Source organism: Dyadobacter sp. CY261 (assembly GCF_021440085.1).
In the GTDB taxonomy this organism is placed as follows: Bacteria; Bacteroidota; Bacteroidia; order Cytophagales; family Spirosomataceae; genus Dyadobacter.
Map to the genome: position 1 here is coordinate 165,674 of NZ_JAKCPW010000011.1, position 24,170 is coordinate 189,843.

Annotated in this window: 10 protein-coding genes; 9 read left to right on the forward strand and 1 reads right to left on the reverse strand. The window is 52.8% G+C overall.

What is annotated here, in order from left to right; all coding sequences use genetic code 11:
• Window position 1: 1 nt before the first annotated feature.
• Entirely contained in the window at window positions 2-3,271 is a 3,270-nt protein-coding gene (locus LZD49_RS26980) for a TonB-dependent receptor (RefSeq protein WP_234670880.1), read from the reverse strand.
• Window positions 3,272-3,548: 277 nt separating this feature from the next.
• Here LZD49_RS26980 and LZD49_RS26985 point away from each other — a divergent pair, with 277 nt between their 5' ends.
• From LZD49_RS26985 to LZD49_RS27025, 9 genes are all read left to right on the forward strand, one after another.
• Entirely contained in the window at window positions 3,549-7,667 is a 4,119-nt protein-coding gene (locus LZD49_RS26985) for a hybrid sensor histidine kinase/response regulator transcription factor (RefSeq protein ID WP_234670881.1), read from the forward strand.
• A gap of 277 nt (window positions 7,668-7,944) precedes the next feature.
• On the forward strand, window positions 7,945-11,088 hold the full coding sequence (locus LZD49_RS26990) for a TonB-dependent receptor (RefSeq protein ID WP_234670882.1): 3,144 nt from the start codon (window positions 7,945-7,947) through the stop codon (window positions 11,086-11,088).
• Between the two features lie 21 nt (window positions 11,089-11,109).
• Window positions 11,110-12,651 (forward strand): RagB/SusD family nutrient uptake outer membrane protein, encoded by a 1,542-nt coding sequence (locus tag LZD49_RS26995; protein WP_234670883.1) that lies wholly within the window; start codon window positions 11,110-11,112, stop codon window positions 12,649-12,651.
• Entirely contained in the window at window positions 12,611-16,114 is a 3,504-nt protein-coding gene (locus tag LZD49_RS27000; protein WP_234670884.1) for a VCBS repeat-containing protein, read from the forward strand. The genes LZD49_RS26995 and LZD49_RS27000 overlap by 41 nt, the downstream gene beginning before the upstream one ends.
• Complete coding sequence (locus LZD49_RS27005) at window positions 16,111-18,072, forward strand: sialate O-acetylesterase (protein WP_234670885.1); 1,962 nt, start codon at window positions 16,111-16,113, stop codon at window positions 18,070-18,072. Before LZD49_RS27000 ends, LZD49_RS27005 begins: the two co-directional genes overlap by 4 nt.
• The gene (locus LZD49_RS27010) at window positions 18,069-19,445 is read left to right on the forward strand and encodes an acetylxylan esterase (protein ID WP_234670886.1); all 1,377 of its coding nucleotides are present in this window, start codon (window positions 18,069-18,071) and stop codon (window positions 19,443-19,445) included. The genes LZD49_RS27005 and LZD49_RS27010 overlap by 4 nt, the downstream gene beginning before the upstream one ends.
• A gap of 31 nt (window positions 19,446-19,476) precedes the next feature.
• Window positions 19,477-21,615, forward strand: a complete 2,139-nt coding sequence (locus LZD49_RS27015) for an alpha-glucuronidase family glycosyl hydrolase (RefSeq protein WP_234670887.1) — start codon at window positions 19,477-19,479, stop codon at window positions 21,613-21,615.
• Between the two features lie 291 nt (window positions 21,616-21,906).
• Window positions 21,907-23,241 carry a sugar porter family MFS transporter gene (locus LZD49_RS27020; protein WP_234670888.1) on the forward strand — a complete coding sequence of 445 codons (1,335 nt, stop codon included), beginning with the start codon at window positions 21,907-21,909 and terminating at the stop codon, window positions 23,239-23,241.
• A gap of 23 nt (window positions 23,242-23,264) precedes the next feature.
• Window positions 23,265-24,167, forward strand: a complete 903-nt coding sequence (locus tag LZD49_RS27025) for a carbohydrate kinase family protein (RefSeq protein ID WP_234670889.1) — start codon at window positions 23,265-23,267, stop codon at window positions 24,165-24,167.
• Window positions 24,168-24,170 lie beyond the last annotated feature (3 nt).

The window sequence follows — 24,170 nt, forward strand, 5'->3', positions numbered from 1 at the left end:
ATTAAAATTTAAGGTTTACGCCCACAGTGAATTGTCTTACCGGCGGGTTATTGAGGTTTACCGAGATCTGCCGCTCCGGCGCACCGCGCTCGCTGGCACCCTGCGGATTAAGCGTGGACTGTCCGCTGGCATAGCTGTTTCCCTCCGGGTCGATCGCCAGATTGTCTCTTACCAATGGCGCGTAAATAATGAATGGGTTGGTCAGGTTGACGTAGATGCGGGCCGAAGTGGCACCGATTTTTTTGATCAAATCGCTCTCGAATGTGTAACCAAGGTTGATACTGCGGCATTTGATGAACGAGCCGTCGTAATAACCGAGTGTCGACCCGAAGTTGGCCACCGCGCTGCTCGCGTCGGGTGCCGGGAATGCATTGGTAGGGTTGGTGTCCGTCCAGTAATCCACCTTCACCTGATTAACACGGCTTTGGTTAAAGAATGCAAACCCACCCGAACCAGTGCTGTTGCCTGTAAGATATGGCACGAGCACCTTCATACCCATCCGTGCATAGGTCACGATGGATGCATCAAAATTCCTGAAACTGAAACGATTGGTAAGGCCTCCCTCCCATTTGGGCTGGAAATTACCCAGGATCTGCCGGTCGCTTGCGTCGATTTTACTGTCGCCATTCAGGTCTTCCACCCGGATCTGCCCAGCATATTGGACGGGCGAAGTCTGTTTAGCCAATGTGCCGTTCTCGGCATCGCTGAGCTGCCATATACCCAATTTCTTGTAATCATAAATCACAGAAAGCGGCTGCCCTACAAACCATCCCGCGCCCAGATTGGCTTTTTCCTGCGGTGTGGTCAGCTGCGTGATTTTCTCGCGGTTGAAGAAATAGGTCGCGTCCACGCTCCAGTTAAATCCTTTCGGTTTTCTCGCGATCTCGAATGTGACTGCCACTTCGAGGCCCTTACCTTCGGTTTTACCCAGGTTTTTCAGGGTAGAACCGGCTCCATTGCTTGGAGGCAGCGGGACCGACAGCAGGATGTCCTTTGTTTTCTGGTGGTACCAATCGACCGAACCGGTAATGCGGTTGCTCAGAAAGCCGAAGTCGATACCGATGTCCACCTGCGAGGTCGACTGCCAGCTCAGATCACCTGCGGGAAGGCTGGTAACCGTGTAAGCCAGTTGCTGCCCTGCGGTACCTGTCCCGAAATTGTAATATCCCGCCGACAATGCACCCAACGTCGAATACGCGCCTACATTGCGGTTACCGGACACGCCCCAGCCACCTCGGAGTTTAAGGTTCGAAACGAAGCCGATCGTTTTCATAAAACCTTCCTCAACCACATTCCAGCCAACACCGACGGCCGGATAGTTGAAATACTGGTTGCCCGGAGACAATGTGGAAGAGCCGTCCCGACGGAGGGTGAGCGTTAACAAATAGCGGTCGGCGTAGCTGTAATTGATCCTTCCCATGTAGGAAAGCAGGCCGGTTTCGGAAAACGAGTTACCAAAATCTGAGTTGGCGACCGGCTGGCCCGATGCCAGAGAAAAATTTGAAGTTTTGATGTAATCGGCAGGGACGCCCGTTACCGTGAACCGGCTGCCCAATGAGTGGTTTTTAGTGTATTCATAAAGTGCAGTAAATCCCAGTTTATGCTTGTCGGCAAATGTTTTGTCGTAGTACAGCAGATGTTGCAGGTTCACGTCCCAATATTCGGTGTTGCTGATCTCGGCGTTGGACGATGATTGCACCGTGGCGGAATTGAAATAAGTCAGCGGCCCATTGTAACCATTGTAATTCGACTGGCTGAAATTCAAGCCCGCATTGAACCGGTATTTCAGGCCCGGCAAAATGGTCACCTCCGCGTACAGGCTGTTAAATGTCCGCACCGAGCGCGTGCGTCCGAGATACGAATCCTTTTTGGTCAAAATCGTCAGCGGGCTTACACCTGCCGCATCGATGGAGCCTTCCGAAGGGAACGTATTTACGCTGCCATCCGCATTGTAGGGCGATGCGAGTGGCGTGAGACGTACCAATCCGCCCGGTACACCGCCACCTCCCGGCGTGTTCTGGTAGGTAAGGGTATTCAGCGTATTCAGCCCGAGTTTGATATTTTTCCCAATCCGCTGATCGATCGTCGCGCGGATATTGAACCGCTGGAAATTCTGGCTGGGGATGATGCCGGTTTCATTGAAATACCCTAACCCGAGCGAATATTGGGTGTTTTCGACGCCGCCCTGCATGCCCAACTGGTGATTGGACATGAAGCCGGGTTTGTAGATCAGATCCTGCCAGTCGGTGGATACGCCGTTGTCGAGTGCTTCCTGTTCCTTCGGCGTGAGCAAATAGCCCGACGTACCTGGACTGGTGCGGTTATATTTGGCCGCATCGGCCTTGAACTGGGCATATTCCGGTCCGTTCATGACATTGAATTTGTCCATGATGCGGGTTTGGCCGTGGTAGCCGTCGTAACTGAACACGGGCTTGCCTACCTTTCCTCTTTTAGTGGTAACCAGGATCACACCGCCCGCTCCCCGGGAACCGTAAATGGCCGTTGCAGAGGCGTCTTTCAATACTTCCAGGCTCACGACATCGTCGGGGTTAATGTCGTTGAGGCCGCCAAAGGGGATCCCGTCGACCACCACCAGTGGCCCGTCCAGCCCGTCGCTCGATCCGGAGCTTGTGGTAAGCGTGCGGTTACCCCTGATCCTGATCTGCCCCTGCGACCCGGGCGTGCTTCCGTTGCTGACAATGGACACCCCTGCCGCACGGCCTTTGAGCTGGTTGATCAGGTTCGGCGCGGGCACCTCTTTCAATGTCGCCTCGCTCACCGAAACCACCGACCCGGTTACATCACGCTTACGCTGCGTTCCGTAACCAACCACTACTACTTCTTCCAGGACCTTATGATCAGGTGCGAGAGACACGCTGATCATTTTCTCGTTTCCCACAACCACTTCTTTGGGAGTATAACCCACCAGCGAAAACACGAGCACCGTATTCTCGTTATCGGGAATTACAATCTTGAAATTACCGTTCGCGTCGGCACTCGTGCCACGCGCGGTGCCTTTGATGAGAACACTTGCACCAGGCAGCCCGTCGCCATTCTCGCCGGTGACCTTACCTGTTACCTCGGTGTCAGCGACGGCTTGTCCGGCATGGAGATGTCCGGCATGGAGATGTCCGGCACGGTACCTGTTCAAGGCGTTCTCAGATGCGTGGGCGACGCCGGCATTGCCCAGGGTAGCGGCTAGCATTAACGGCCATCCGATGGTCCGTAATGCGCCGAAACGGTTTTTCTTTTTGTGTAAAAAGCAGCGCATAGGCTCGCAGAGTTTTTGTTGAAAATTTTTATTTGTCATTTTGACAATATATTTTTAGAACATGATGATTCCAATAATTTATAGCAACCTGACGATGGGCAAAAGTAGCACTCCCAAGAGCCCGCCCGTGAGCACATTTGTTCAAATTATGGAGACAATTGTTCAAAATCAGCCAAAAAATGACAAATTCGGAGACAAAGTTGTACTAAATGCATTTCTTGCGTTGGATTAGCTCGTATCTCCTTCGTCTTTACACCAACCTAACTCACGGCTACAAGTGAAACAGCCCCGACCGCTTATCCTTTTACTGATCTGCCTGTTGGTAATGCGCTCAGGCGGGACGGTCGTGGCCCAAAGCGAATCGCCCCGGTTTACTGCCATTACGTCGATGGACGGGCTGTCGGCTAACACCGTCACTGCGATCCTGAAAGACCGCTACGGGTTGCTCTGGTTCGCCACTGAAGATGGTCTCAACAAATATGATGGAACCGGTTTCACTGTTTACCGACACAGTAAAAAGGACTCGACCTCCCTGAAATCGAACGATATCTCTGCTATCTATGAAGACCGCGCCGGACGGATTTGGGTCGGAACGATCATCGGCTCATTGCATCTGTATGACCGCAGGAAAGATTCATTTACCAGAATCAAAACCTATCAGAGTATCAATTCGATCTGCGAGGACGGACAGGGTAAGATATGGGCGGGAACCACACAGGGGCTTCTGACCATTGACCCCAACACATTAGCCATCCATACATTTGCTCCTGACAAAAAAACGCCCGCACAGGTGGCTACCAGGCATGTACACCGGATTTTCATCGACCACAGGCAGCAAATGTGGGTGGGCACAAGCGAGGGCCTTTTTAGATATTTAAATAAGGAAAACCGCTTTGTACCCGTTGATTATCATGCTCCGGAAATGGTGAAGGACGGTGTGAATTTTGTGACGGCCATCAGCGAAGACAGTTCGGGACAAATGTGGATCGGCACGCAGAACGGCCTGTTCACCATTTCACACGAGGGTAAGCGTATGCAAAGTTTCGCCTATCAACCCGGAAACGACCATTCGATCAGCAGCAATATGATCTTTGCCATCGGCGCACAAAGCCGGGACGAGCTGTGGATTTGTACCGATGGCGGGCTGAACATCATGGACAGGCGCACGGGCAACGTCATCCGCCACGCACCCGACCCGCGTACGACGTTCAGCATAACGAACAAGTCTATACGCAGCATCTTTATTGACCCGGCGGGCATAACCTGGCTGGGCACTTATAAAGGCGGCATCAACAAATACGACCGTAGTCTGACACTCTTCGGGCTGAAACGCTGCGACCCCTACGATCGCTACGGCCTAAGTGCGCCCTTTGTTACCTCTTTCGCCGAGCATTCCGACGGCCGCATTTTCGTCGGCACCGATGATGGAGGCGTGAACCTGTACGACCGCAAGACCAACCTGTTCCGCAGGTATGCCATTAATCCGAATAATAAGGCCGCCTCGTCCGGGCTCGCCGTACTGTCGCTGGCGCTCACCGCGCCGGACGAACTCTGGATCGGCACTTTTCAGGACGGACTTTTCCGCTTGAAGCCTTCCACAGGCAGCTATGAGCAATTTACACAAGGCCAGACAGCGACTTCGCTGGGCAATAACAATATTTTTTCCATCACCAAAGACAGGCAAGGAAAGCTATGGATCGGCACGAACGGCGGGGGTGTGAACGTCTTCGACCCTCGAACCCGGCAATTCGAGCGGCTTTTTGACCCGAATGTCGCCCTGCCGGACCGCGTCATCCCGCTGAATGCCTATATCCGGGACATACTGCAAGACCGGCACGGAAAAATGTGGATCGCTTCACACGGCACAGGTATTGCCGTTTTCGACCCGGAAACACGCAGTTCTACCCTCCTCGACCGCGAACTTGCCGGCCTGCCGAGCAACAACGTAATGACGCTTCTGGAAGACAGCCGGGGCAACATCTGGGCCGGGACCGGCGGGGAAGGCCTTGCATTATTTGATCCAAAAACACGCAAATTCATCCCGTACGGCATCAATGATGGACTTTCCAGCGGGATGATCAACAAAGTGCTGGAGGATGCGCAGGGGCGAATCTGGGTAAGCACCAATGAGGGAATCAGTTTTTTTGATGTACATAAAAAGAAATTCACAAACTACGCCTCCCATAATGGCCTGCAAAACAACACTTTCGCATTAGGATCAGGATTACGCACAACCGACAACGTGCTCTTCTTCGGTGGTATTGCAGGCTTTAATTACATTGATACCCACGGCCTGAAAAGGAGCCAAGGCCAGACGCCCGTGATCCTGAAAGACCTCAAAGTAGGGAACAGGACCATTACCTCGGCCGATTCGGGTATGATCGACGCCGACATTTCCGTGGCCCGGTCGATCCGGCTGGATTACAAGCAGAATTTTTCGATCGGCTACGCGGCGCTGAACTATACCAACCCCAAACAGACCGCCTACCGTTACCGGCTCGTGGGCCTGGAAAACGAATGGCAGCAGGCAGGGCAGGGCACGACGGCCAGTTATACCAACCTCAGCCCTGGCGATTACCGTTTCGAGGTACAGGCCAGCAGCGACAACAGTGATTGGAGCTCCGCACCGGCATCGATCGCCGTAGTTGTGAAACCGCCGTTTTATCTGACAGTTTATGCCTACATTTTCTATGTGCTGGCACCTATTGTGGCGGTGTTCCTGATGCGGAGGCGCGGCATCCGCAGGCTGCACCGGAAATTCCGGGAAGAAGAAGCACGCCGGGAAACCGAACGGGCGCAGGAGCTCGACAGGCTGAAAATCAAGTTCCTTACCAACCTCAGCCACGAATTCCGCACGCCCATCTCGCTGATCCTCGCGCCGGTAGAAAACCTGCTCGGGCAGGATCCACCGCACCAGCCACAGATCATGGCCATCCGGCGCAATGCGAAAAGGCTGCTTAATCTCGTGGACCAGTTGCTGGATTTCAAAAATTTGCAGGAACAGGAACTGAAAGCGGACTTGCGGAAAAACGACATCGTCCCTTTCATCCGCGAAGCCTGCGACTCTTTCAGCGACCTTTCACAGCGGAAACGCATTCGTTTCACATTCGACAGCGCGATCGAACATTTGTTGATCGACTTCGACGCCGATAAAATGGAGCGCATTCTCTTTAACTTGCTTTCCAACGCATTCAAATTTACCCCCGAAGGCGGCCAAGTGATGCTGCAAGTGAGCTGCGGAAGCGATGATTCGGGTCAAAACTGGCTCTTTATCAAAATATCCGACACGGGGATCGGGATTTCGCCTGAGCATTACGAGAAAATCTTCGGCCGGTTCTTCCAGGATGAGGCGAACAGAACTGTACTTAATCAGGGAAGCGGGATCGGCTTGTCGATTGTCAGGGAATTTGTGCAAATGCATGGCGGCTTCATCACCGTCGGCAGCAATGCAGGCAGGGGCAGCGTTTTTACCGTCGGCTTACCTTGTGAAACATTGATCTATAACCCTGTCGAGATAGCGTCACCGGTTCCGTTTGCGGATGCCATCCAGCCCGAAAACGGCGACGATGCGACAGGCAAAATATCACAGGCAGATTCCGACGAAATGCCTAAAGTGCTGATCGTCGAGGATAATGCGGAATTCAGGCATTATCTCAAAGAGAATCTGGAAACCAATTACCGCGTGCTGGAAGCTGGCAATGGCAGGGAAGGCTGGCAAAAAGCATTGAGCTGCCATCCCGAACTGATCGTGAGCGATATCGCGATGCCCGAAATGGACGGCCTTAGTCTGAGCGAGAAAATCAAATCGGATAAAAGGACCAGCCATATTCCGCTCATCCTGCTTACGGCGTCGAGTGGTGAAGAACAGCAGCTTAAAGGACTCAGCTCTGGCGCAAACGATTACCTGACCAAACCATTCAATTTCGAAATACTGAATGTCAAGATCAATAACCTCCTATTACTGAACCGGTTGCTGAAAGGTGTGTATTCAAGGCAAATCCAGATAGAGGGACGGGAAGCGGGCATTGAGTCGGGTGATGCGAAGCTGCTTAGGGATATTCTTTCCTACATCGACGACAACCTGAATTCGACTCAGCTCAGTGTCGAGAGCCTGGCAAGGCACGTCGGCATGAGCCGGGGCACACTCTACACCAGGGTACTGGAAATGAGCGGACAAACGCCCATCGAGTTCATCCGGTCGATCAAGCTGGAAAAAGCAGCCCTGTTGCTCGAAAAAAGTGACATGAATGTTTCGCAGATCTCGTATACGGCTGGTTTTGCGACGCCCAACTATTTCACTAAATCGTTCAAGGCCAAGTTCAACATGCTGCCGTCAGAATATAAAGCGATGAAACGAAAGCCATTTGGGGAAATGAAGCCGGAGCCAGCGGGCTAAGTCTCTAACCGCGCATCAAAAAACAGAATAATTTAATTTTTTGCCCGAAAGTTACATTTTATTTAAGTGTGGTATTGACATTTTATTTAAATTACTTGACCTTTGACCAGTACAATTTTTAATTATTAAAGTCCATCAATAGTTTTTCCGCATGAGTGCCCATTCGAATAATGCGGATTTCTCAGATGGAGATTGCCTTCGGTTCGGTGCAGTAAGCGTGCGCTGAGATTTTTTATCCTTTCCATGAAGTGTTTGTTTAACATTTATTCAACAACCTATGAAAAACCTTTTACAAGGGTATCTCTTAACGAAAGCCAGGTGGGGTCTGCTGCTGGTTCTGCTGACAATCGCATTGGCTGACCAGGCATTTGCCGCAGCGCACGCCGACAAGCAGGTGGCCGGCAGGGTGACGACCGAAGACGGTGAAGCATTGCCCGGGGTCAACGTCACGCTGAAGGGTTCAAGCGTCGGTACCAGTACCGATACCAAAGGCGACTTCTCCCTGAATGTGCCTTCCGAAAACAGTGTGCTTGTGTTCAGCTTTATCGGCTATGGAAAACAGGAGGTTACCGTCGGTTCGCAGACGCGCATTGAGGTGAAGCTCGTCGCCGAAAATCAGGTACTGGAAGAAATGGTCGTGATCGGATACGGCTCTCAAAAGAAATCTTCATTGACGGGCGCGGTTTCATCCGTTTCGCCCAAGGAACTGACCGCCCTTCCGGTAGTAAGCACCGAACAGGCGCTTCAAGGCCGGATCCCGGGTGTACGGGTTGTAAACAACGGTAGCCCGGGGCAAACGCCGATCGTACGTATACGGGGGATAGGTTCAATTAACTATGCTTCCGGCCCGCTGTACGTGATCGACGGCATCCCCTCCGGCGACCTCAACAACCTTGATCCGAAAGATATCGAATCGCTGGAAGTACTCAAAGATGCGAGCTCGGCTGCTATTTACGGGTCACGGGCATCGAATGGTGTGGTCATAATCAGTACCAAGAAAGGGTCGAAAGACGGCAAGCTCCATGTGAATGTGGATTCCTATTTCGGAACACAATCGGCCTGGAAAAAGCTGGACCTACTCAATACCGACCAATATGTTCAATATGCGACCGCTTTGCTGGGTAATGCAGGCATTGCCATGCCGGGAAGACTTTCCGACCTGAACAAACCAGTTTACGAGGGTGCTTCGCAGACCTTCGCGCAAACCCACACCGACTGGCAGGATGTGTTGTTCCGGAAGGCTCCGGTTCAGCAGCACCAGTTTTCGGTGAGCGGCGGAAATAATGTCTCGCGTTTCTTTACTTCTGTGGGTTATTTCGATCAGGAAGGGATTCTGGTGGGTACGAACTACAAACGCGCCAATTTCCGGATCAACTCCGATCATCAGGTAGCTAAATTCCTGAAGATCGGTCAAACACTGACTTTCTCCTACGACAAAACGCGTGGGGAACAAGGCTTCGGTGGCGGGCGTACGCTGGTCATGCAGGCGATCCGTAACCTGCCTTACTGGCCTGTTACCGACCCGACCAAGCTTGGCGGTTACAGCTCTCCAACGGCAGCCGACGGTAGCGATCCCGATAACCCGCTCCGCATAGCCACAATGGATGTAACAAGGAATCAGCGCATTAAAGTTTTGGCGTCGTTGTTCGCCGAAGTCAACCTGACGAGCTTTCTGAGATACCGGTTCAGCTTGGGTGCCGACATCGTTAGCGCATTGTCCAACGAACAGTTTCCGATCTACAATGACGGCTACAAGTCGCGGACGCAATTCGAGATACGAGACGGCCGCACAAACTATTACTCGCCGGTGGTTACCAATCAATTGACATTCGACAAAACCCTTGGAAAACACTTTCTGAATGTCACGGCGATCGTCGACAGGCAGACATTCCGTACCAACACGCTGAACGGCTCGGGCTACCGCCCCAACAACGACATCGACCAGATGCAAGGCGTTTCCAATCCCAACGCCACCAGCTCACTCGATGAAAGCGCGCTTATTTCTTACGTAGGCCGTTTGAACTATGAATATGGCGGAAAATACCTGCTCAGCGCCTCCGTGCGCCGCGACGGTTCGTCCCGTTTCGCGCCGGGCAACAAGTGGGGTACTTTCCCTTCGGCATCCTTGGGATGGCGCATCAGTGAAGAGGAATTTCTGAAAAGTGTCCCGGCGATTTCAGAGCTGAAAATCAGGGCCAGTTACGGACAGACCGGTTTTAACGGCATTGGAAGCTACGCATGGCAATCGCTGGTACAAGCAGATAACTCCAACTATGTTTTTGGCGGAAGCAAGTTGCTCGGCTCATACTTCAGCTCCCTGGGCAACACCCAACTGAAATGGGAAAGCACCGAAATGACCAACCTGGGTATCGATCTGGCATTGTTCAACAACAGCGTCACATTCACAGCCGAGCGTTACAACCGCAATACCGACGGCCTTTTGCTCGAAGTGCCGATCCCGAACTCGCTGGGTTATTCATCGTCGCCACTGTCTAACATCGGCAAGATGAAAAACTGGGGTTACGAATTTCAACTGGGCTACAACAAGTCCGACGGCGATTTCACCTGGAATGCTTCTGTGAATATGGACATTACCAGAAACAAGGTAGTGAGCCTGGCCACTGAAAGCGCGGCCCTTTTTAACGGCAAAAATGACGATTTCGGTGGTTTCGACCTCACCAAAACGGAAGCCGGACATCCCATTCAATCATTTTACGGGTGGAAAGTGGACGGTATTTTCCAAAGCGCTGCCGAGATTGCACAATACAATGGAATTGACGGCAACGACCAGACCAAATACCAGCCTGCGGCCGCTCCGGGCGATATCCGGTTCAAAGACTTGAACGGCGACGGCCTGATCGACGCCAACGACCGGCAGTACCTGGGCAGTTTCATTCCCAAGTTCAGCTACGGCGGCAATTTCAGTGCGAGTTACAAAGGATTAGATGCCTCGATCTATCTCCAGGGAGTGCAAGGCAACAAAATCTACAACGGCACCAAGGTGATTGAGCAGGGAATGCTGCGGTTGTTTAATGCGGGCACGGATGTACTGGATGCCTGGACACCCACCCATACCGACACGGATGTTCCGAGAGCGGTCAGCGGCGATCCCAACAACAACAGCCGGACCAGCGACCGCTTCATCGAAAACGGATCTTATATGCGTATCAAGAATTTCAGCGTCGGCTACACGATCCCTTCGAAGGGGCTTGCCGCGCTGACGCGTAACACGATCACCAAAGCGAGGGTGTATGTATCGGCTACGAACCTGCTGACGCTGACCAAATATTCGGGCCTTGACCCGGAAATCGGCGTGAACGGTTCCTCGACAGCAACAGGCACGCAGCTGATCAACGGTATCGATTACGGGATGTACCCTCAGCCGAGGACATTCCAGGTGGGATTAAGTTTTGGTTTCTAACCGGCATTTAACAGAATTAAAATGAAAAGAAATATCATCATTGCCGCCACGCTGTTTTTCGGACTGGTGCTTTCCTGCAACGACGATGTGCTGGAAAAAACGAACCCGAACGGCGTGACCGTGGACGGCTATTATAAAAATGGCGCAGAGCTTACCAGCGGCGTCACGAGTGTATATTCCATGCTGAAAGCCAACAACCTGGTAGCCCGCGAGTGGTTCTTTTTACATGACTTGCGGAGCGACGACGTGGCTGCCGGTGGGGGCCAGCTGGAAACGCCCCGCAACCAGCTGCTGCTGGGCACGCATGATACCGGTAACTCGGTAATGGGCACCGTATGGCTGGCTTACTACCGGCTCATTCACCGCGCAAACTCCCTGGTGGATAATTCGGAAAAGGTGACAGACCTTGCCGAAGGCGACAAGGCCCGTCTGCTTGCCGAAGCCCGTTTCCTGCGTGCTTATGCCTATTACGAGCTTGTGAGCATGTGGAGCGGTGTGCCGCTGTACAAAAATTACGTGAAGGACGTGGACGGTAGCCTTCCCCGGTCAACCGAAGCAGAAGTATACGCCTTCATTACCGGCGAATTGACGGAAATCCAGAATGCGTTACCGGCTACCTACAATGCCGCCAACCAGGGCAGAGCGACAAAAGGCGCCGCACAAATGCTGCTGGCGCGGGTTTATATGCAGCAAGGCAACTACCAGAGCGCTAAAACCGAGCTGATGAAGGTTTACGATTCCAATGTGTATGCACTGGTAGACAACTACAACGACAACTTCCTGGAAGAAACCGAGTTCAATAAGGAATCCATTTTCGAAGTCAATTTCTATCCTTCCGGTGGGGTTTACAACTGGGACGGCGACGGAAATGGTGCCACAGCGGGTACCGAGACCGTTCGGACGCAGGAATATTCGGCCATCGGCTGGCGCAACGTGATCCCTTCCAACGGGCTGCTCAGTGAGTTTGAAAAAACGAGCAAAGGCGACGCGAAGACCGATCCCCGCTACGAAGATTCATTTTATTTTACCGGGGAGAAGTATAACAACGGCGCTTCTACGCTTACGGACGGACAGCAGAACGGGAACGCCTCTGTGGTGGATGGCGTGACCAAAAAAGTGAGCTGGCAGAAATATTCCCTGATGTATAAAATGAACGAATCGTTCCTGACCGGCGGCATCAACCAGCGTATCATGCGTTTTGCGGAAACGATCCTTTCTCTGGCGGAAGTGGAAAACGAGCTGGGCAATATCGCGCAAGCGGTCAAATACCTGAACATGACCCGGGCGAGGAAGAGCGTTTCGATGCCAGCCTACCCTACCGCCAAATTCCCGGTATCGACCAAGGACCAGGTTTTTGCGGCGATCATGCACGAAAAACGCGTGGAGATGAGCGGCGAGCAGATCCGCAACCGGGATATTCTCAGATGGCGGAAACTCAACAAGCTAAAAACCGAGCCGATTGCTTATTTCCAGGCCAACAAACATGAGCTCCTGCCCATTCCTCAACAGGAAATAGATAACAATGCGAAAATTGAAGGCAAAGATCAAAACCCGGGATATTAATCCGGATCGTAATCATGACTGTAAAAAATGGCACCGGGTATTCTCCGGTGTCATTTTCTTCGTTGTAACCTTGCTTATCCCTGGCTTTCAGTCCTGTAAAAAAAGCAATGACACCTTGTTTGTCGCCCATAATGCCGGGGAAACCCGTGTTGACTTTGTCAACCGGCTCACACCCAACGATTCTATAAACCCATTTACTTTCACCAATTTCTACAACGGCGGCGGCGTAGGCATCGGGGATGTTAATGGCGACGGCAAACCGGACATTTTCTTCGGCGGAAACCAGGTAAGCAGCAAACTGTACCTCAGCAGGATCGATACGCTATCCCGGAAATGGGTATTCGAGGATATTACCGAAAAGGCGGGCGTGACCACCCGACGCTGGTGCACCGGCATTTCCATGGTAGATATCAACCAGGATGGTCTGCTCGATATCTACATCAGTGTAGCCAGACACGTTAAAATGCCCGATTCCGAAAACTTGCTTTTCATTAATCAGGGAAATGGAGCGGATGGCGTGCCGGTTTTCAAGGAACTTGCCAAAGATTACGGGCTCAACGACAACTCATTCACTACGCAAACCGCATTCTTCGACGCCGACCTGGACGGGGATCTGGACGCTTACCTGATGAACACCGCACCCGACCTGCAAAACCCGAACTTCATCCGCAAAACTTACGACGACGGTTCCTATCCGAGCACCGGGAGGTTATACGTCAATGAGGGTTTAGGTCAAAATGGTCTGCCTAAGTATACCAACATTTCAAAAGAGGCAGGCGTCAGGTTCGAAGGGCTGGGGCTGGGACTGGCTATCAGCGACCTGAACAAGGACGGCTACCCGGACATTTATTGCTCCAACGACTTCATCAGCAGCGATATGCTCTACCTGAATGCGGGCACGCGATCGAAGCCGTTTTTCAACAACGTGATCAAAGAAGCAACCGCTCACACAAGCCTTTTTGGAATGGGCGTGGACATTGCCGACATCAACAACGATACTTACCCGGACATTTTCCAGCTCGATATGCTGCCTGAAGACAATCTGCGCCAAAAGAAAATGTTGGCCGGGCAGGACTACGATCGCAAGGAAATGAGCATTTCGGCACAGTACGGCTATCAATTGCAGTACATGCGCAATATGCTGCAACTGAATTTAGGTACATTCGAAAACACAAACCGTGCTACACAGGGCTTACCGATGTTCTCCGAAATCGGACTGGTGGCGGGGATATCAAAAACGGATTGGAGCTGGGCGCCGCTTATCGCCGACTACGATAACGACGGCCTGAAAGACATTTTCATTACGAACGGCTACCGGCGCGACGTGACCGACCGCGATTTTATCCAGTTCAAGGAAGATTTCTCCAATTTTGGCACCAACAATTTCAAGCAGCAAAATGCATTGGAGCTGATCGCGAAGGTCCCCGAGGTCAAGATACCGAACTATGCTTACCGGAACGGGGGCAATCTTTCCTTTGAAAATACTTCGAAAGCCTGGGGCCTCGATGAACTGTCCTATTCGAATGGAGCGGCCTATGCCGACCTGGACGGTGACGGCGATCTGGACCTGGTAGTCAACAATATTGATGCTGAGCCATTTATTTACCAAAACCAGACCCGTGAAAAGAACGGGACCGGCTATCTCTCGGTGGCTTTAAAGGGCGATAAGGGAAATCTGGACGGCATTGGAAGCACGGTCACGATCTGGCAGGACACACAAACCCAGTTTGCCGAAATGTACCCGGCGCGCGGCTTTATTTCTTCGGTGGGCACGGGCCTGCATTTCGGGTTAGGAAAATCCGGAACCATCGATAGTCTGCAGGTAACTTGGCCCGGTGGCAGGTCACAGAAATTGTACAAGGTAGCCGCCAACCAACGATTAACGCTCCAACAAAAGGATGCCCGCGAGGTCCCTCAGCGGGAAAAAATACCGGCGGAACCCATCTTTACCGATGTTACCGGTGATTTGAAGATTGACTACACCCACGAGAAATCCGACTTCATTGATTTTAAGCAGACCGCTGCATTGCACAAAATGCTTTCTAAAAGCGGTTTTGCCATTGCGGTCGCCGATGCCAATCAGGACGGGCTGGATGATTTCTTTGCAGGCGCCGGCTACGGGAAAGGCAAGCCGTATGTTTATTTCCAGCAACCGTCGGGTGCATTTAAGAAAAAGGAGATTTCTCCTGATTCGCTTCATGAGAACATCTCGGCAAGTTTTTTCGATGCCGACGGCGATAGCGACCAGGATCTGATCGTGGTCAACGGCGGCAACGAAAAACCGGAAACCGACCGGGCATTCTACGAGGTCGAGTTGTTCGTGAACGATGGTCGCGGCAATTTCACAAAATCGGCCGCCGGTACATTGCCCGACATTTCGCTGAGCGGCTCCTGCGTTGTCGCCAATGATTTCGACAAGGACGGTGACACGGACCTTTTCATCGGCGGCCGCATGATCCCGGGCAAATACCCCCTTCCTGCCCGCAGCTACCTGCTCCGGAACGATACCCGTGAAGGAAAGATCGCTTTTTCCGACGTTACCAAAGCCCTTTGTCCCGAACTGCTGACAGCAGGTATGATTTGCGCCGCCACCTGGGCCGATACCGACCGGGACGGCCTGGACGACCTCGTCGTTGCAGGAGAATGGATGCCCATCCGCGTGTTCAGGAACCTTGGAAAGAAGTTTCAGGAAACCGAATCAGGTAAAACCTCGCTGAGCCCTTATTCCGGCTGGTGGAACAGCATAGCGGCAGCCGATTTCGACCGCGACGGCGATATCGACTTCATTGCGGGCAACGAAGGGACGAACACATTTTACCGCGCGTCGGCGCAGGAGCCGGTGACGATGTTTGCCAAAGATTTTAACAGCGATGGTACTTTTGATCCACTGATGGGCTACTTCATCAATGGCACGAGCTACCCGAGTGTCCCCCGGGATGCCCTCAACCAGCAGGTAATTCAGTTCCGCAGAAAATTCCCGCATTATATCGACTACGCCAAGGTTACATTCGATGAATTGTTGAGCCCGGAAGAGAAGAAAGATGCCTACAAGGCCAAGGCTACCTGGTTGCAAAGCGCATATATCGAGAATCTGGGAAATGGGCGGTTCAAAGTCTCGGCATTGCCGGTCGAGGCGCAGCTGGCGCCGGTTTTCGGGATCGTGGTTACCGATTTAAATGAAGATCAGAACCCGGATGTGGTCCTGACAGGCAACTTTTTCCCGAATGAAGTGAATATGGGAAGGCAGGACGCTTCTACCGGCCTGCTATTGCTCGGAAATGGCAGAGGCGGCTTTCTGCCCCAGCGCCCGAAGGAAAGCGGCTTGCTCCTGCGCGGAGATGCTCGTTCGAGTGCGGTGCTGCGAAATGCAAAAAAACAGCAACTTATGCTGACGGCCATCCATTCCAAGGGCATCAGCATTCACCGGATCACTCCCCGGCCTTCCAACCAGAACATTCAATGAAGATTTTCAAATTCGCCATTATTCTTGCATTGTGTGCCTCCGGGCTCCTGCGTGCGCAGGTCCGCCTACCGAAACTGATCTCTGATAATATGGTTTTGCAGCGTGACCAGCCTATCAAAGTCTGGGGCTGGGCGTCGCCAAAAGAGAAAATCACCCTTCATTTTGACCAAAAAACCTATCAAACCACGACCAATGCAGCCGGGAAGTGGGAAATCGGACTGCCTGCACATGCTGCGGGAACAGGTCACTCCATGGTTTTGAAAGGAAGGAACGAAATCCGTATCGCGAATATCGCCTTCGGGGACGTGTGGTTGTGTAGCGGACAGAGCAATATGGTCATTAATATGGAGCGTGTCAAGGAGCGGTTTCCGGACGATATCGCTTCGGCTCATTATCCCTCCATCCGCAATTTTTTTGTGCCAACCCTTACTAATTTGAATGGCCCCGCCGAAGATTTTCCAAAAGGCGAATGGAAAGTAGCGAACCCAAAAGACGTGCTGGGTTTTGGAGCGGTCGCCTACTTTTTTGCCCGTGAGATTTTTGAAAAACACAAAGTCCCGATCGGCATTATCAACAGTTCCGTGGGAGGCACGCCTATCGAGGCGTGGATTGGCGAGGAGGGTTTCAAGCCTTTTGAGGAAATTCAAAAAACCATCGCGCGAAATAAGGATACCAGCTATGTCAATGCATTCGCCGGACGACCGGACAACAGCGTGCCGGATCGCATGGCAGCGGCGGACGCAGGACGGGCCGGGCATTGGGAAAGCAATGATTACCAGCCAAAGGGATGGAGAAATTTCAATATCCCGGGCTACTGGGAAGATCAGGGCCTGAAAGCGCTGGACGGCGTGGTGTGGTTCAGGAAAACGATTGACGTGCCGCCCGGTTGGATTGGGAAGTCTGTCAGGCTGTATATGGGGCGCATTGTAGATGCAGATGAAATGTATCTCAATGGCCGGAAAATCGGAAATATTACTTACCAATACCCGCCACGCCGCTACGAAATTCCGGCTGATCTGCTTAAACCGGGACCGAACAAGTTCGTGATCAGGGTTACCAACTCCACAGGGAAGGGCGGTTTCGTTCCTGATAAGCCCTATTTCATGACCGTCGGCGGCGATACCATCGATTTGAAAGGCACGTGGCAGTACAAAGTGGGGGCGGTGTTCCCGCCGGAGGAAAAAAGGAATAATCCGGTACTTGTGCATCAGAACCAGCCTACGGCCTTGTACAATGCCATGATCGCCCCGGTTTTACCGCTCAAAGTCAAAGGATTTCTTTGGTATCAGGGCGAATCCAATACGGGTAACCCCAAACCCTACAATGCGTTGCTGCCAGCATTGATCGAAGACTGGCGGGCGCATTGGGGCGAACGTTTGCCGTTCCTGGTGGCGCAGCTCCCCAATTTTCAGGATATCGACTATACCCCGGCCGAAAGCAACATTGCACTGCTCCGGGAAGCGCAAAATAAGGCGCTCACATTGCCTAACACCGCCGTAGCCGTCACGATCGACCTGGGCGAGTGGAACGACATTCACCCGCTCAACAAAAAGGACATTGGCAAGCGGCTCGCGCTGGCGGCCCGAAACATGACTTATGGCGAGAAGGACATCATTCACTCCGGCCCGACGCTCCAATCGCGCAGCATCGAAGACGGCAAAATCATCCTCACCTTTGCCGACGTCGGCGAAGGGATTGTTTCATCTGACGGCGAGCCATTGCGCTGGTTTGCGCTCGCGGGCGATGATGGGAAGTTTTTCTGGGCCACCATCGAAGTGCTTGGAAAAAACCGCATCGCATTGCAGAGTGATCAGGTGAAATCGCCCAGGCATGTCCGCTATGCCTGGCAGGATAATCCCGCGGACGTCAATTTCTACAATTCAGCAGGACTTCCAGCCTCACCATTTCGCACCGACGGCCAGGACGGGCATATCCAACAAACCAAACAATCGGAATGATGAAATTTCTTACATGCCTGCTCATGACGGGCTGCGTTGCCTTTTCCGCTTCGGCGCAGTTCGGGCTTACACCGGCGCAGCGCGATAGCCTGAACAAACTCACGGCGGCCGATCATGCCGATATGTTGCAGCAACTTGGCATTACCGCCGGTCAGCTGCGGAAGGGGCCGTCGGGGAATCCGAAAGATCCCAATGCAGCCAACAGTTCCGAAGCGAAAGTCAACCAATACAACCTCCCCGACCCGCTCACATTTAAGAATGGTCAGAAAGTGAAGAACGCCCGCGAATGGACTGAAAAGCGCAGACCAGAGATCGCCGCGGATTTCGAAACTGAAATTTATGGCAAGCTGCCCGCGCAGATTCCGGCGGTGAACTGGCAAATCGTTTCCGACAAAGACACGCTTGTAGGCAACCAGGCCATCAGGCAAAAAATACTCAAAGGAATCGTCGACAATGCGGCTTTCCCCTCCATGAAAGTAGAAATCAGCCTGTTGCTGACAACCCCGGCCAGCGCACCAGCGGTACCCGTGGTGCTGGAATTCGGATTTATCCGCTCCCCATTCAATCCGGGGCCTATCAAACCCATCGGACTCGGCTCCGCTGCCGAACCGACCTGGCAGGAGCAGCTCATTTCACGCGGCTGGGGGTATGCGATCATCGAACCCGCCAGCATCCAGGCCGATAATGGCGCCGGATTAACGGCTGGGATTATCGGATTGGTCAATAAAGGCCGACGCCGTAAACCCACCGACTGGGGCGCATTACGTGCCTGGGCATGGGGAGCCAGCCGCGCCATCGACTATTTCGAAAAAGACAAAAATGTGGATGCCAAACGAATAGCCATCGAAGGACTTTCACGCTACGGGAAAGCCGCTATTGTAGCTATGGCTTTTGAACCGCGGATTTCATTGGGTTTCATCGGCTCATCGGGAGCAGGCGGGGCGAAAATCCTGAGAAGGATCTTCGGCGAACAGGTAGAAAACCTTGCTTCTTCCGGCGAATACCACTGGTTTTCGGGCAAGTTCATCCAATACGCCAGCAAGAATACGCCGGATGATCTTCCGGTGGACGCGCACGAACTCATCGCATTGTGCGCGCCAAGGCCGGTGTTTATCAGCGCAGGTTCGCCCCAGGTGGAGGGGCATTGGATCGACGCCCGGGGAATGTTCGAGGCTGCGGCGCATGCGGATGCTGTTTATAAATTGTTTGGAAAAAAAGACCTCGGTACCATGCAGTTTCCAAAGTTAGGAACCCCGCTTGTCGATGGTGAAATCGCATTCCGGCAGCACGCCGGGGGTCACAGCACCGGGCCCAATTGGAGCACCTGGATCGCCTGGGCATGCCGGTACTGGGGCGATTGCAAGTATGATTAGGCAGAAAGTATAAAGACAAGTTTCAAAAAATATGATTTCACCGAATATGCCTTCCCGCTACCCGCTCAAAGCTTTTTTTGCCATCATCTTCCTTTTGCTGACTGGCCATGATGCATGCGCCGACGACGGCTATCGGCTCTGGCTGAGATACGAACGGATCAGCGATCCGAAGATGCGCGAGGCGTATAGCAAATCTTTCACTTTCATTGCCACGACAGGTAGCAGTGATATACTCCACAATGCGGCAAAGGAACTTCAAAACGGCATTGCCGCGATGACCGGTACGCAGGTACCCATTGTAAACACACCTGCAAAAAACGCAAGAGGGATCATGCTGACCGTTTCACCTGCCCTCAATGCGGTGTCACGTACCACTGATGGCTATTCGATTGGCCTGGAGTCTGGAAATGTCACCATTAAAGCTTCCCAAGAAGCCGGCATTCTGTACGGCAGCTTTGCGCTATTGCGGCATTTACAGCAGCATTTGCCTTTGGAAAAAGCCGTTGGCGAAAGCAGTCCGAAAATCCAGTTGCGGATGCTCAACCATTGGGATAACCCCGAAGGAACGATCGAACGCGGTTATGCCGGATCTTCGCTATGGAAATGGTACGACCTGCCCGAAACCCTCGATCCCCGTTATGAGGACTACGCCCGGGCCAATGCGTCGGTCGGGATCAACGGAACGGTTGTTAACAATGTGAACGCCAGCGCCCGTTTTCTCACAATTGAATACCTGCCCAAAGTCGCGGCGCTTGCGGGTGTTTTCAGGAAGTATGGCATTAAAACTTATCTGTCTATTCATTTCGCCGCCCCTAAAACGCTCGGCGGCTTGAAAACCTCCGACCCGCTCGATCCGGAAGTCAGACAATGGTGGGCCGATAAAGTGAAGGAAATTTACCAGATCATTCCCGATTTCGGAGGATTTCTCGTGAAAGCCAATTCCGAAGGCGAACCCGGTCCCCAGGATTATGGCCGTACACATGCCGATGGTGCCAATATGCTGGCAGAGGCACTCGCGCCATTCAATGGTGTGGTGATCTGGCGGGCGTTTGTATACAAGGCCGACCCGACCGCAGACCGTTTCAAAGCAGCCCATGAAGAATTTGTTCCGCTGGATGGAAAATTTGCCAAAAATGTCATCGTCCAGGTGAAGAACGGCCCTATTGATTTTCAGCCTCGTGAACCGTTTTCGCCGTTATTCGGAAATATGCCCCGGACACCGCTTGGCATGGAATTCCAGCTCACACAGGAATACCTCGGTTTTGCGACGCATTGGGTATACGAAGCTCCTCTGTTCAAAGAATGCCTCGATTCAGACACTTATGTAAATGGCAAGGGCTCGACGGTCGCCCGTGTGATCGATGGTTCGCTTCACGGCTATCCATTGACCTGCATTGCCGGAGTAGCCAACACGGGCTCTGACCGCAACTGGACAGGGCATCCAATGGCGCAGGCCAACTGGTATGCCTTCGGCCGCCTCGCCTGGGACCACACACTTACCGCCGAGGCCATTGCACACGAGTGGGCGCAGCTCTCGCTGACCACCGAACCGAAGGCCGTCGCCACGATCTCCGATATTATGCTGCGTTCGCGCGCGATTTACGTCGATTATAACACCCCCCTTGGCTTGTCGCGCCCGTGGACTGGCAGCCACTACGCCCCTGAACCATGGCAAAACCGAAGCTCCCGTCCCGACTGGACGGCCATTTACTATCACCGGGCCGATACGGTCGGGCTGGGATTCGACCGGACCGCGAATGGCAGCAATGCATTACAGCAGTATCGACCGGAGGTGAGCCGGCTCTGGGCCAACCCCGAAACATGCCCGCTATCCTACCTTCTGTGGTTCCACCACATTCCCTGGTCCCAAAAGCTCAGCTCCGGCCGGAGCCTTTGGGATGAGCTTTGCCATAAGCTCTACTCAGGTGCAGACTCGGTTGTGTGGATGCAGCAGCAATGGAAACTCGTACAAACCTCCGTCGATCCGGTGATCCACGCCGATGTTAACGGTCGGCTCACTAAACAATTCGGCGAAGCATTATGGTGGCGCGATGCATGGGTATTGTATTTGCAAACCTTCTCGCAAAAACCGATTCCTGACAGTTATCCCAAACCGGGAAAGACGCTGGAAGAAATTAAGAGAAGTGTGAATAGTTACCTGATCCGATGAAAAATCCTTTCGGCACCATCGACATCATATTACCTTTTGGTTGAGTTTGAAATGGGCTTGATGATCGTGCAGCAAGCGAACTCGGCGATGAACTCCATCCGGAGCATGAAACATTTTCTAAAACCTTGAAACAAATTTGAAAACAAGCTCTTTAAAAAAATACATAATCTATTGATAAACAATTACTTAAAACTAAAACAACCCGATCTGAAATTTAAAAACATTTGGTACTAATTCAAAAATAGTTTGGATAGATGCCCGGTAGCTTCGTCAGAAATTAATTCCAAAATCATGACAAGCAAAAAGGTAGTCTTCTGGGCATTCACAGTCGCGCTGGGCGGTTTTTTATTCGGGTTTGACACGGCGGTCATATCGGGCGCCGAGAAGTCGATCCAGCAATTGTGGGGCCTTACCACGGTACAGCACGGTTTCACAGTTTCCATCGCATTGATAGGCACGGTCGTCGGGTCGCTCACGGGGGCTTTTCCCTCCGAGCGTTACGGACGGAAGTACACCCTCTTCGCCATCGCCGTCCTTTACCTGCTTTCGTCCATAGGCTCGGCCCTGGCCTCCGATTGGATTTCCTTTTTGATCTTCCGCTTCCTCGGGGGCATCGGCGTCGGCATTTCGTCGGTTACCGCTCCATTATATATATCCGAAATTTCTCCTGCCAACTCCCGCGGCCGGCTCGTGGCGATGTTCCAGTTCAACGTCGTGCTCGGTATCCTGATCGCCTACCTGTCCAACTACCTGCTCGTAGGCTTTGGCGATAACGATTGGCGGTGGATGCTGGGTATTCAGGCGGTTCCTTCGCTGGTTTTCCTGGTCGCCATCTTGTTTGTACCCGAAAGTCCGCGCTGGCTGATCGTCAAACGCGGCAAGGTCGAAGAAGCCCGCCGCATCCTCAGCATTGCCAATAGCGGCATGGATGTGAGCAGCATTGTTTCAGATATTCAGCATTCGGCGCAGCACGGTCGCGAATCGGGGGTCAGCGTTTCTATTTTTTCTTCCCAATACAAACTTCCTGTTTTGCTGGCGTTGCTGTTTGCCTTTTTCAACCAGGTTTCCGGCATCAATGCGATCATTTATTATGCGCCGCGCATTTTCGAAATGGCCGGTTTGGGAAAAAGTTCCGCGCTGCTTTCGTCGGCCGGTGTGGGATTAGTTAATTTCTGCTTCACTTTCATTGCGATTAACCTGATCGACCGATTCGGCCGGCGCACGTTGATGTTCATCGGCTCGTTCGGCCTCATTGCAACGCTCGGGCTCGTGGCGCAAGCATTCTACAGCGGCAACCTCGGCGGCTATGCTGTGCCGGTTTACCTGTTCATTTACATTGCCTTCTTCGCATTGTCGCAGGGTGCGGTGATCTGGGTTTTCATTTCAGAAATCTTCCCGAACCAGGTACGCGCGGCCGGGCAGTCTATAGGCAGCTTCATGCACTGGCTGCTGGCGGCCGTGATCGCGTTCACATTCCCTTACATCGCCGAGACGCTTGGCGGCGGTAACACTTTCATGATCTTCTGCGGGATGATGGTACTCCAACTGATCTTCGTATGGAAGCTCATGCCCGAAACCAAAGGCACTTCGCTCGAACAGATTGAAAAAACACTGATACTCCACTAAATCACCACTTTAACCAATTGAATATGACACCAAAACTGACTGTTTTTGGAGAAGTGCTTTGGGATGTATTGCCCGATGTCCGCCTCGCAGGCGGGGCTACGATGAACGTCGCGGCACATTTGCAACGCTACGGCATGGACGTTTCCTTTATCAGCCGCGTGGGACACGACGAGCTGGGGGCCGAACTGCTCGCCTTTATGGCGCAGCAGGGACTTTCGACCGAATGGGTGCAAACCGGAGAAACGCACCTTACCGGCATTGCCAAAGCCAATGTGTCGGACAGCAACGAGGTAACCTACAAAATCCTGCACCCGGTGGCCTGGGATTACATCCAGTTCGACCCCGCCGCCGCCGAAACAGTGGCCGCAAGCGATTTCTTCGTATACGGCACGCTCGCCGCCCGCGACCGCACCACGCGCGACACGCTTATGCGTTACCTAGCCCATCCCCGCGTGCCGGTATTTGATGTAAACCTGCGCCCGCCGCACTATACCCGTGAGCAGGTGTTGGAACTGCTCGGTTTCGCCCGTATTGTGAAAATGAATGAGCACGAGCTTCGGGAAGTGACCGGCTGGATTGCTGCATTTGAAAATGAAAAACAGGCGATGGCCCTGCTCCTCGACCAATTCCGGCTCGATATGATTATCCTAACGTGCGGTGCGGAAGGCGCTATGGTGCTCACCCGCAGCGGTGAATACGACCGCCACCCTGGATTTACCGTCAAAGTTGCCGATACGATCGGGAGCGGCGATGCATTTCTGGGGGCGTTCCTGTATCAATATGCTACCGCGCATTCAATTGCCGGGTCGCTGGAATTTGCGTGTGCCGCCGGGGCATTTGTGGCCAGTAAATCCGGTGCATTACCCGCGTTCGGCGAGGCAGATATTCAAAGCCTGATCCACAGCCAGCAACCTGCTGTCCACTGATTT

Bases quoted from the DNA above. Each gene is read 5' to 3' on its own strand.
- LZD49_RS27005 (WP_234670885.1), top strand. From the start codon at position 16,111: ATGAAGATTTTCAAATTCGCCATTATTCTTGCATTGTGTGCCTCCGGG.
- LZD49_RS27015 (WP_234670887.1), top strand. From the start codon at position 19,477: ATGATTTCACCGAATATGCCTTCCCGCTACCCGCTCAAAGCTTTTTTT.
- LZD49_RS26995 (WP_234670883.1), top strand. From the start codon at position 11,110: ATGAAAAGAAATATCATCATTGCCGCCACGCTGTTTTTCGGACTGGTG.
- LZD49_RS26980 (WP_234670880.1), bottom strand. From the start codon at position 3,271: ATGCGCTGCTTTTTACACAAAAAGAAAAACCGTTTCGGCGCATTACGG.
- LZD49_RS27000 (WP_234670884.1), top strand. From the start codon at position 12,611: ATGCGAAAATTGAAGGCAAAGATCAAAACCCGGGATATTAATCCGGAT.
- LZD49_RS27025 (WP_234670889.1), top strand. From the start codon at position 23,265: ATGACACCAAAACTGACTGTTTTTGGAGAAGTGCTTTGGGATGTATTG.
- LZD49_RS26990 (WP_234670882.1), top strand. From the start codon at position 7,945: ATGAAAAACCTTTTACAAGGGTATCTCTTAACGAAAGCCAGGTGGGGT.
- LZD49_RS27020 (WP_234670888.1), top strand. From the start codon at position 21,907: ATGACAAGCAAAAAGGTAGTCTTCTGGGCATTCACAGTCGCGCTGGGC.
- LZD49_RS27010 (WP_234670886.1), top strand. From the start codon at position 18,069: ATGATGAAATTTCTTACATGCCTGCTCATGACGGGCTGCGTTGCCTTT.